Annotated in this window: 10 protein-coding genes, 1 rRNA gene and 1 pseudogene; 2 read left to right on the top strand and 10 right to left on the bottom strand. The window is 42.4% G+C overall.

What is annotated here, in order from left to right; translation table 11 throughout:
• Nucleotides 1–135: 135 nt before the first annotated feature.
• The 4 genes and pseudogenes from FTU82_RS16270 to FTU82_RS14355 form a co-directional block, all read right to left on the bottom strand.
• Nucleotides 136–237 (bottom strand): annotated as a pseudogene (locus FTU82_RS16270) (zinc transporter ZupT); the annotation flags it as partial.
• Between the two features lie 90 nt (nt 238–327).
• Complete coding sequence (locus FTU82_RS14365; protein ID WP_005173576.1) at nt 328–438, bottom strand: methionine/alanine import family NSS transporter small subunit; 111 nt, start codon at nt 436–438, stop codon at nt 328–330.
• Between the two features lie 10 nt (nt 439–448).
• The gene (locus FTU82_RS14360) at nt 449–1,924 is read right to left on the bottom strand and encodes a sodium-dependent transporter (RefSeq protein ID WP_074383770.1); all 1,476 of its coding nucleotides are present in this window, start codon (nt 1,922–1,924) and stop codon (nt 449–451) included.
• Between the two features lie 596 nt (nt 1,925–2,520).
• Nucleotides 2,521–3,969, bottom strand: a complete 1,449-nt coding sequence (locus FTU82_RS14355) for an aldehyde dehydrogenase family protein (protein WP_180001862.1) — start codon at nt 3,967–3,969, stop codon at nt 2,521–2,523.
• A gap of 135 nt (nt 3,970–4,104) precedes the next feature.
• On the opposite strand from FTU82_RS14355, the gene FTU82_RS14350 reads away from it, so the two are divergent.
• Nucleotides 4,105–4,794: a TIGR04219 family outer membrane beta-barrel protein gene (locus FTU82_RS14350; protein WP_180001861.1), complete on the top strand. Its 690-nt coding sequence runs from the start codon at nt 4,105–4,107 to the stop codon at nt 4,792–4,794.
• A gap of 380 nt (nt 4,795–5,174) precedes the next feature.
• Nucleotides 5,175–5,726 carry a type 1 glutamine amidotransferase domain-containing protein gene (locus FTU82_RS14345; RefSeq protein WP_005173569.1) on the top strand — a complete coding sequence of 184 codons (552 nt, stop codon included), beginning with the start codon at nt 5,175–5,177 and terminating at the stop codon, nt 5,724–5,726.
• Between the two features lie 47 nt (nt 5,727–5,773).
• Here the strand turns inward: FTU82_RS14345 and FTU82_RS14340 are convergent, their stop codons facing one another.
• From FTU82_RS14340 to rrf, 6 genes are all read right to left on the bottom strand, one after another.
• Complete coding sequence (locus FTU82_RS14340) at nt 5,774–6,094, bottom strand: ankyrin repeat domain-containing protein (RefSeq protein WP_159138864.1); 321 nt, start codon at nt 6,092–6,094, stop codon at nt 5,774–5,776.
• A gap of 151 nt (nt 6,095–6,245) precedes the next feature.
• On the bottom strand, nt 6,246–6,644 hold the full coding sequence (locus FTU82_RS14335) for a hypothetical protein (RefSeq protein ID WP_100329636.1): 399 nt from the start codon (nt 6,642–6,644) through the stop codon (nt 6,246–6,248).
• A gap of 104 nt (nt 6,645–6,748) precedes the next feature.
• Complete coding sequence (locus FTU82_RS14330; protein WP_180101499.1) at nt 6,749–8,098, bottom strand: aromatic acid/H+ symport family MFS transporter; 1,350 nt, start codon at nt 8,096–8,098, stop codon at nt 6,749–6,751.
• 336 nt (nt 8,099–8,434) lie between these two features.
• Nucleotides 8,435–9,799, bottom strand: coding sequence for an MFS transporter (locus tag FTU82_RS14325; protein ID WP_171255752.1), 1,365 nt, complete (start codon nt 9,797–9,799; stop codon nt 8,435–8,437).
• Between the two features lie 288 nt (nt 9,800–10,087).
• The gene (locus tag FTU82_RS14320; RefSeq protein WP_257222005.1) at nt 10,088–11,347 is read right to left on the bottom strand and encodes an esterase-like activity of phytase family protein; all 1,260 of its coding nucleotides are present in this window, start codon (nt 11,345–11,347) and stop codon (nt 10,088–10,090) included.
• Between the two features lie 164 nt (nt 11,348–11,511).
• A 5S ribosomal RNA gene (gene rrf / locus FTU82_RS14315) occupies nt 11,512–11,595 on the bottom strand; the annotation flags it as partial.

Here is an 11,595-nt window from a genome sequence, read left to right as displayed (position 1 = left end):
AAAACTGTAAAGCGTATATTGCAAGAACGGACTGATCGCTATAAGTCGGAACTGACCGACTCAGGCTCTAGTTACACGTTTGGCAACAAGACATTAACAGAGTGCGAATTAGTCCTTGACTATGTTTAACTACATTTTAAGGAACAGTATCAGTCCCCCACCCAACACGGTGGCAAGCCCAGCGAAGAAGGTCACGGCAAAGGCTGTATAGACTTGTCCATCTGAAACGGAAATCATGCCAAATCGTCAGCCATTAAAAAAGTCATTATCACCATAGATGATAATGACTTTCGTTTACAGTAAAACAGTAGGTTTATGTGAAGATTTTTAGTCTTCTGGTTCTTCCGGATTTTTTGCCAGATGAATCACGGACAGTACCAGACCACCCCACAATAAAACGATAGAGATGATCATCATCACCAGTGCAGATGTATTCATAATCGCTCTCCTAGCTATGACGGTCTTTGACCAGACTAAACAGAATGGCGCCCAGAATAAAGAATGCCATGACACCTCCACCCACCATCCACAGGGTGCTGGCAGCATAGCCACCATAACCTTCTGCCATGATCGATTTCAGGGTCAGACCCAATGCCATTAATAAGGACAACGGCGTGATGACGGTCAGCATGAAGTTCCAGCTGCGACCAAGTTTCACGCTGGCAAACTGATTCACATGGCCTTCCAGCTGCTTCATCAATGGACGACGGAACCACGACAACAGAATAATGGAGATCAAACCACCACCGACAATACCGATATTATTGGCAAAGTAGTCAATAATGTCGACAAAGGTAATCGCACTATGGGTCGAGAACATCAAGGTAGAAATCACCGCTGAACCACCGGCAATAATCGTGACTGACTTGTTCTTCGACCAGCCCAGTTTGTCCTGGAATGCGGCAATCGGAACTTGCAGGATACTGACCATCGAGGTAATACCGGCAACGGTCAATGAAGCAAAGAACAGGAAGCCAAACAGGTCACCACCTGCACCTAAACTGGAAATGATTTTCGGGAAAGCAATAAAGGCCAGACCAATACCGCCAGATACGACATCTTCAACATTTGCACCTGCGCTGAAGGCCATAAAACCAAGCGCTGCAAATACACCAATACCCGCCAGAATTTCAAAGGATGAGTTGGCCAGTGCTACCACGATCCCAGAACCGGTCAAGTTGGTTTTGCGTTTCAAATAAGAGGCATAGGTCAACATAATCCCGAAGCCCACCGACAGTGAGAAGAAGATATGACCAAATGCGGCCAGCCAGACTTTATAGTTACTCATGGCCTCCCAGTTCGGCGTAAAGAAAGCATTCAAGCCGTCGACTGCACCCGGTAAGCGTACCGCCTGAATCACCAGAATAGAAAATAAAATTACCAGAAGTGGCATAAAGATTTTATTCGCCAGTTCCACCCCACGGCGTACCCCACCGTAAAGAATCAGCATCACCGCAGCCCAAACAACCACCAGACCGAAAAACAGGACAGGAACAAAACCTAAACTTAAACCTTCACCATTTTGCAGATAAGTGTTAAAGAAAAAGTCCTGGGTATCTGTGCCCCACTGCTGCCCAAAGGAATAGAACATATAACTGCCGGCCCAAGACAAGACGCTGGCATAGTAAATCCCGATGATCAGGGTCACCATCACCTGCCACCAACCCAAGGATTCGGCATTCATGAGTTTTTTATAGGCCATGGGTGGTGCTTTACGGAACTTGTGTCCGACCGCATAGTCTAAAAACAATAAAGGCAAACCTGCTGCAAAAATCGCAATCAGGTAAGGGATCAGGAATGCCCCACCCCCATTTTCATAAGCCACATAAGGGAAACGCCAGATATTTCCCAAGCCAACGGCGGAACCAATGGCTGCAATAATGAATCCTGATCGTGCAGACCAATTCTCACGAGTTTCTGTCATAGAACACCTAAACTTTAAACCCCTTCAGATGCTGCTTGTTATGGTTATAGCGCAAGCAAATAAAGAAGCATTTCAATTATTTTGGGTGTTTGGATTAGAGCTGCACCTTTTGGGCGTCGAATTCTAATGTACAAACAGGTCAGCAGGTCTTACATCTTGCTTAAAGTCTGATCAAAAAGCTGACCTTGTAGATGGTTCAACAATACTGACTTTTTTAAATTTTTTCTGTAAATTCTGCTGAAAATATTCGTCATTTATAATCTATTCGAATTAAGCGTTCAATAATTCAACGAAACCTACCTGATTTTACAGGTTATATATTGACAAACTTTTTGGAATATATCTTTCTTAAGTTTGACTACAGAACCGTAGTCAAGCAAAGCTCATGCTGCGATCATCCAAATCGCCTTATATTTATAGAAGAATTAAAGTCAAAGGCTTATCGCGATGTGAGCCACTCTATAGCTGAAATGCGCGGAGCAGAGATCTGATCGCCCTGCTCCACGTGCATTTTTGACATCTAAAAATGGACTGCAATACCCCGGTCTGACCTGCAGCAAATCCATCACGGGATCTGAGCGATTGATGTCATTTACTTAAGATTTAATCACCAGCATCCGTTCTTCCTGCATATCGCGAATGGCAGATTGAATCCCTTCACGGCCTAAACCTGAATCCTTCACCCCACCATAGGGCATGTTGTCCACCCGGAAAGATGGAATGTCATTGATAATGACCCCACCGACATGCAGATGATCCCAGGCATACAGCATCTTGTTCAAGTTCTGGGTATAAACTCCGGCCTGCAAGCCAAAACGGCTACGATTGATACAGGCAATCCCCGCTTCAAAATCAGGATAAGGTTCAATCATCGCCACCGGACCAAAGACTTCATCACGGTAAATTTCCAGATTATGATCCACGTTTTCCAATAAAGTCGGTGCGAACATCACTCCATCCAGCTCACCACCTACCAGAATTCTGGCATCCTTTTTCAGTGCTTTTTCCAGCCATTTTTTCAGGCGTTTGGCTTCTGCTTCCTTGATCATCGGCCCCACCAAAGTTGTGCTCAGATTTGGATCGGTGGCTTTCAGATGTTTGAGTTTTGCAAGCAGTTTATCTCTGACTTCGGCATAAATATCCTGATGCACCAGAATGCGCTGCACACTGATACAGACCTGCCCGGCATGACCATAAGCACCGCCAACCAGACGGGTAATCAAGGCATCATTAATTTCGGTATCCGGCTCGATCATCACTGCGGCATTACCGCCCAGCTCCAGAACCACTTTTTTGCGGCCAGCTCGCGCTTTCATATCCCAACCCACCACATCGGAACCGGTAAAACTGAGTAATTTAAAACGATCATCGGTGACCAGCACATCGGCCAGCTCGCGCGGACAGGGTAAAACTGAAAATGCGCCTTTCGGCAAATCGGTTTCCGCCAGAATCTCGGCAATTTTCAAGGCAGAAATCGGCGTCAGACTGGCGGGTTTCAACACGAAAGGACAACCGGCAGCAATCGCTGGTGCAATTTTGTGGGCGGTCAGATTTAAGGGAAAATTAAAAGGGCTGATTAAAGACACTGCGCCAATCGGCACCTGCTTAACCATACCCTGATACCCCGATGCTGCCGTGGTTACAGCCAAAGGCAGCATACGTCCCTGATCGATTTGAGTCACGGCATCTGCGGCAATTTGAAAGGTATTAATCAGACGCTCGACTTCGGCTTCTGCCGCTTTGCGCGGTTTACCGCCTTCTGCAATCAGAATTTCAGTCAGTTCTTCACGAATTTCATGAAAACGGCGCACACAATGCAGTAGAATTTTCTGTTTTTGAAAGGGTTCTAAAGCCGCCATCTCTGCCTCGGTGTCTAGGGCAGACTGGATGGCCTGCTCCAGACTTTTGGCATCGGCCAAAGCGACACGTGCATAGAGTGCTTGCGTATATTTATGTTTAACCTCTAGCCATTCTCCGGTCTGAACCGCCTGACCAGCCACATAGAGTGAATAGTCTTTACACTGTTGTACTGCTGTAGATCGCATTTTTTAGTCCTTCAAAATCCCAGGATATACATTTTTGAAATTCTCTATATCATGCACTTGCTGATAAATATTAAGAAGATGTTTTTAAGTAACCAGACACGCTCAATTTTAATAAAGCTTTAGGGACTCACTGTCATGCAGACAAAAATACTCGCCACATTATTCTTCAGTTTTGGATTAAGCACGCTCAGTCATGCAGATTTCATCGGGGCAAAAGCCGATCTCAGCTACTGGAATTTTAACGGTTATAGCGAAAATAGCAGTATGAAACATGATCTGGATCGACAAGGTACGGCGCAGCTGTCCGTGGCTTTTGAACATCCGATTCCGCTTTTACCGAATGCCAAAATCAAATATGTCAATCTGGACAGCAACAGCGAACAAAGCACTCCGATCAATGCCTCAGAAATCAAACTGAAGAATATTGACTATATTCTGTATTACGAATTGCTGGATACCGTGGTACATGCCGATATAGGCGCAGGCTTAAGCAATCTGGAGGGTACGGTAAAAAACCTGAATACCGGGGCTTTCACACAATACGATCTGGATGAATACACTCCACTGCTCTATGCAACTGCAGGGGTTAAATTGCCATTTACCGGACTGAGTGCCAAAGCAGAAGCCGTTTACAGTCATGGCAGCGATAGCAAAAAGACCGATGTACAGGCTGAGTTACAATATGATTTTATTGATAATCTGCTGGTCGATGTCGGTGCCAAAATCGGTTATCGCATAATGAAGGTAGATTTTGAACAGGAGCAACGTCCAGATTTACAGCTGGAATTTAAAGGCCCATATATTGGCTTAGATGTACATTTTTAATGCCAAGAATTCAGCAGCTGGTCGTGCTCAATTTCTCTGCGTTCATGTAAGTCAAAGCGTACAACAATAAGCGCAATCTGCTGCTGGTACAAAATCTGCTTGTGTATTACTTTAGACACATAGAGAGCAGGATGCTCCGAAAACCTAAAAACAACAAGAATAAGCAAGCATCAGGACGTGAGGTACGACAGGAGTTATACCTAAATCACGAGATACGGAAAAAGCCCCAACAGGATGTTGGGGCTTTTTTTTCTGCTATTTCTTTTTCTGTGCATTGCTTTATTTATCTTTGCTTAACAGTTCCGAGTTAAAACTCCAACATTGTAAAAATCGGCTTGTTGTTAAGCTAAAAATCCTCACATTTTTTGGGAACAGCAATCATGGTAAAAAAGGTCCTCTTTATTACATCCAATCAAGGTATTGAACATGATGAACTGACTGAGCCTTTAAATTTTTTAAAGTCCAAAGGTTTTGAAGTGATTCATGCTGCAGAAAAAAATGAAGATGTAGCCACTGTCAAAGGTGATACCAAAGCTGCTACCCAATATACGCCTGATACCAGTTTTGACCATGTCGACCTGAATGATTATGATCTGTTGGTGATTCCAGGTGGTACAGTCAACGCAGATACTTTAAGAATTAATCAGGATGCCCAGAAAATTATTCAGCATTTTGCCGACAATCACAAACCGATTGCGGCGATCTGTCATGGGCCATGGGCCTTAATTGATGCAGATCGAATTAAAGACAAGAATCTGACCTCGTATAAGAGCATCAAGCTGGATCTGGAAAATGCCGGCGGTAAATGGGTCGATGAAGAAGTGCATCGCTGTAATACCGGCGGCTGGGTACTGATTACTTCACGGAATCCGGATGATCTTCCGGCCTTTAATGAAGCCATTTTAAAAGAACTTGAAGGCGATGCTGCCTAAGTTCCTACCATAAAAAGAGAATCTCATGATTGAGGTTCTCTTTTGCTTTAAATAGTTCCGGTCAAGCTTTTTAGATAAACCATCACTTCTTTATTGCCTGCCATTTCGGCCAGTTCTAGTGCCGTATGTGGACTGCGATGGGCAATATCTGCACCTTTGCTAACCAGAAGTTTGACTACGTCTAGATGATCATTTTCAGCGGCGGCCTGTAAGGCGCTATAGCCTTCTTCATCGGCGGAGTTGACGTCCAGACCTTCTTGCAAGCCCTGCTCGACCTGCTCGATGTCGCCTAAAGATGCCCAGTAGACCAGTTCAGGAAGATGCAGTTCATCATCTTCAGGGATTGGGGAGAATGAGTTGATGTTCATCTAAGTAATCCTATTTATTCAATATCTATGATTGATTCTAACGCGCTCTACTAAATAAAAAACTATAGCTATGAATATGTATAGGAAAATACGGTAAAACTATGTATTTAATGTTTGAAGAGAGAACTACTTGGAGAAGAATCAAAATCCATTATTTATTTTTACAATTACCGCGAAATACCATTGCATTGTCCATATAAGTAAAGGATTTGATAGGTTTACTTTGGTACTCCTCAACAATAAGGGAATATACATTGCTTCCTCTTCCTAATCCTTCCCCTATTTTTAAATAGTTAATGACTTTAAAACTATTATCTTTGGAGCCTGGATCAATAATAATTGGTTTATTAACATAATCATTTTTCAAAGCCCCACTTATGATTCCTGTACTACGATTAACATTGAAAATTTGACCGAGGTAATGATTCTCTAAATTTTTCACATCATAACTATTAGATATTTCTTCTATTACACATTCATAACTATTTATTTTTTGAGCATACACAAAAGAATTTGCTAAAAATATTGCACCTAAAATTAATATTCTCATAAAAGTTATATCTCTTTTTATAAAACTGATTCTCTTTATAGAATACTATTATTCAAAAATCAAAAAAGCCCCCTTTCGGAGGCTTCTTATTTAAAAACTTAGCTTTAAGCTTTAGACACTGCTGGCTCAGCTGAACCAATTTTTTCAGATTCATTGTCATGCATGATCAATGCAACCGCAATTGCAGTAATCAGCACCGGTAAACCTACTGCCATAAAGTTGAAGTAAGCAGGCAGGTTCATACCCAGTAAGCCACCGATCAGGATTGGGCCTACAATCGCGCCCATACGACCAATCGCAGACGACCAGCCAATACCTGTCGAACGTACTGCAAGCGGGTAGAACTGCGCAACATAGCTATATAGCAACATTTGTGAACCAATTGACGCTGCACCTGCCAAGAACACCAGGATGTATAGCAGGAAGGAGTTCGATGCAAAGCCCATTAGGCTCATCACAATCGCACCCATCATACCGAGGAACATCAGTACCGGTTTCAGGTGGAAACGATCCGCGAGAATACCACCACCGACAATACCCACAACCGCACCAACGTTCATTACCATCATGAACATCAGACTGTTGTCCATCGAGTAGCCCGCTGCCATCATCAACTTCGGTAACCAGCTGCTTAAAGCATACATAGTTAACAGACAAGTGAAGAACGCGACCCAGAACAATAAGGTATTGACCGCACGGCCACGACGGAACAAGCTCACCACGTTTGCTGCTTCAGGCACATTTTCCTGTGGCAGGGTAAGCGTTGTATTCTCGGTAACCGTTAGATTTGGTGCCAGACGACGTACGATTTGACGTGCTTCAGCCTGCTTGTTTTGCTTCACAATAAATGCCAGCGATTCAGGCAAAAATTTCCAGATCACTGGTAATAAAAATAATGGAATACCCGCGATAAAGAACATGATTTCCCAACCAAAACTTGGGGTAAACCATGAACCCAACAACGCAGCCATTACACCACCGACGGCATAACCACTAAACATGGTGGTTACCAAGGTACTGCGCATTTTTTGTGGCGCATATTCCGAAGTCAATGCCACCAGATTCGGCATGACCCCACCAATACCCAGACCGGCAAGAAAACGTAAAATACCGAATTCGGTTGGATTTGAGGCAAAGCCACCCGCAAAAGTTAAACCACTGAATAATACAATACAGATCATGATCACTTTCTTACGACCGATCTTGTCCGCGAGGGAACCGAAGATCATCGCACCAAACATCATGCCAGCCAGTGCGGTACTTGCAAGCATGCCCGCTTGCACTGCACTTAAGCCCCAGTCTTGCATCAGTAAGGGTAAAACCACACCATTGATTGCTAAATCGTAGCCATCAAATAAGATAATAAGTAAACACCAAGCAACTACATTGAAGTGGAAAGGCGTGAATTTCGCATTATCGACTACAGAATTTACATCTATTTTTTCCGTTGTCATCGTTCTCATCTCCCATGAGTACTTGTCCATAACATCTTTGTTGAAGATTGAAGGCAATCTTCAATGTCAGGCAATATACGCAAGCGGGATTTAAGGCACAATAAGACTAATTGATATTCTGCTATGACAAATGTAATGCCATTTATTTGCGTGATATGTCACATTATTATTAAAATTAAATTTTAAGCCATTAATAATAATGACTTTAATTTAAGCAGAATTTGTAGATTTTTTAGCTCAATCACTTTTTTTGAGTGGTTTTATTTCATACTAAAAATATAAAAAACCCCTTCAGACAAAGGGGCTTTTTTAGCTGAATGAATCTATGAGGATCGTTTAAATTTTGGCTGCTTTTAATTGTTTCACCTGAACGCGACCGGGTTGTGGTTGACGAATCATTGAAATAGCGATGATGCCAATAATACCCGGCATGGCAACCGCGATGAAATTCCATTTATGTGGTAATTCCATACCCAGCAGCATACCAATCACAATTGGACCCACAATTGCACCTGTACGCCCCACAGCAGACGCCCAACCAATACCGGTAGAACGTACTGCAACAGGATAGTATTGAGCAACATAGCTATATAACAAGATACTGGTACCAATAGATGAAGCACCTGCCAAACTGACAAGTAAATAAATAACAGGTGTTGGAGAGTTAAAGCCTAAACCAACCAGAGACAGTACACCCACAGTTAACATACTAATAAGAACAGGTTTAAAGTCAAAACGGTCTGCCAGAATACCACCACTAATGGTTCCGATCACGGCACCAATATTCAGTGCTAATAAGAACATTAAACTGCTGCCTAAAGAATATCCCGCAGCCATCATGAGTTTTGGCAGCCAACTTCCAAGTGCATAAAGCATGAGCAAGCACATAAAGAAAGCAATCCAGAATAAGAATGTTCCCATTGCACGATTTTCTGTAAATAACGCTTTTACTGATGCACTTTGTGTCTGATCGCCTGTGGCTAGAACCAGTTCAGTGTCTGCTCGTACGTCTGCAGTTGGCTCAACTCGTTTTATAAAATGACGTGCCTCATTCATTTTTTGTTCTTTAACCAAGAAAGTTAGAGACTCAGGTAAGAACTTCCAAAACAATGGAACAAAAAGTAAGGGAATACCTGCAATGAAGAACATAATTTCCCAACCAAAACTTGGAGTAAACCATGTACCACATAATGCAGCCATAATCCCACCTACGGCATAACCACTAAACATGGTGGTTACAAGTGTACTTTTTAAACGTTTAGGCGCATATTCAGAGGTTAACGCAACCAGGTTAGGTAATACCCCGCCTATGCCCAAGCCGGCAATAAAACGTAAAATACCAAACTCTGTTGGAGTGGTGGTAAATCCACCTAAAAATGTAAAAGCACTAAATAAAGTGACACAAATTAAAATCACTTTTTTACGACCGATTTTGTCTGCAAGCATCCCAAACAGCATGGCACCAAACATCATGCCGGCTAGTGCTGTACTGGCAAGCATGCCTGCTTCAACAGCACTCATGCCCCACTCCTGCATCAGTAGAGGCAGAACGACACCGTTAATTGCTAAATCATACCCGTCAAATAGAACAATAAACAAACACCACAATACAATGCTTAAGTGAAATTTATTGAATTTTGCCTGATCAATCACATCATTCACACTAACCGTATTTGCTGCCATTTTCGTGTTTTCTACCATTTTTACTCACCTCCTGTGAGTTATTATTCGTTGTTTTCAGCACGACACATGCCACTAACTCTTATTTATTATTTTTAATGATTCTTATCGCCATGTTCGTGCAACAACTTAGTTCAACACAGCTAATTTTCAGGCAATATGCGACTAAAGTCTTAAGCTTTGCTCAAAATTCTAAACCCATGCGTCCAGTTTTTAATGATTTCTTAACAATTCAAGCTACTTCTTCGATATAAAAATCCCTGAGTTCTCAGACTCAGGGAACGTTTTAAAATTGAGAAAAAACTGAAATTAATATAATGCTTGAGCTAATCGGATTTGAATAATTTCATTATCATCTGCCAGATTTCGATTACGACCACTTGAACCGGGAAAGTTATTGTCATTCAAGACGGTAATTAAATCAGGCCCTTCAATAATAATGTCTTCAATGGTCTGAAATGGAAAACCAAAGCGCTGACCGGTGGCAAGATCTCCCGGACGTACCGGACCATAAAGTAAATCTGGATTGGCCAGATCCATTAAATTAACCAGTTCTTCACGTGCGACAGACTCACCGGACTGATTCAATCTGACCTTGATTAATTTTTTATAGCCGCCCAGATTATTTTCACTGTCATCACGTTCAATAATCACACCTTCTTTGGCACTAAATAACTGAAAATCACCAATTGCAGAGGCTTTCGAAGCCAACTCAAAATAATAGAAATTTCCAGTATAAACTTTCTTTTCCAGATCAAATTCTGAAATGATTAGTTGTGGCGTCGTGGCATTTAATAAAGGTTTTTCAAGTAAAGGATATAAATAGCGACCATTGGGGGAAATTGCCATACCTTCAAAGCCCCCACTCCGCTGTACCAAAGGTTCAATATAACCGTCAATATAACCGGTAGTCCCCTTGTTTAACTGATTTTGTGGAGATCTGAGTTCAGTTCCAGCTTCTAATGGATCAGCTAAAGCAATCGGCGGGCTTTTTAATATTCCATCTGCACTAAAATGTAATAAATAAGGGCCAAATTCATCTCCAATCCAGATATCGCCATTGGGCGCGCGCTGCATAGATTCCGGATCAAAGTCAGCACCTGTCAATAAACGCTCTTGAGTATTCTGATGGACAATTTCAAAAGGAATCAGTTTGTTCGGATCACGAAGCTGAATGTAAGATAAATGTTTGACAGTTGCTGTACCGCCCGCCTTGGTTCTGAAATCGCTAGAAAGATGATGCAAACGCAATAAATAATCAGAAGAATTATCTTGCGAGCCAAAGCCATTATCCGACATCACCAGATAAGTTCCATCCGGCTGCTTTAATGCAGCAGAAAAACCCTGTACAGGCTGGCCTGAAAATGGAGGAAAAATACCATTTGCCCCACGTACATCTCGTCCTGAATCAAGGCCTTCTGCATAGGTCTCTACATCCAGTTTGGCAAAAGACACCAAAGTTGGTTCAGTTACGCTTTCGATGGGCTGAAGGGTTTTATCATCGGATTCATTGCATGCCGTCAGAGCGAATACAGAGACCGCCAGCAAACTTAAAGAAATTTTTCTCATACGTCTATTCATCTTTTTATAAAGTCGACGTCTTATTTAATACAGTGTGAATGACAGGACAGTTGCGATGAGATGAAGTTTTAAGGACAGTTTTATCTTAATAATTATAAACCCCACACACAAAAAAACACCCCCTGCTTATGCAGGGGGTGTTTCGAATAATGAGCTGGCGATGACTTACTCTCACATGGGTAACCCCACACTACCATCAGCGCAAAGAGGTTTCACTTCTGAGTTCGGGAAGGGAT

It is taken from the genome of Acinetobacter sp. YH12151 (assembly GCF_013418355.1).
Lineage (GTDB): Bacteria > Pseudomonadota > Gammaproteobacteria > Pseudomonadales > Moraxellaceae > Acinetobacter > Acinetobacter pseudolwoffii.
This window is presented reverse-complemented; position numbering and strand designations above follow the sequence as displayed.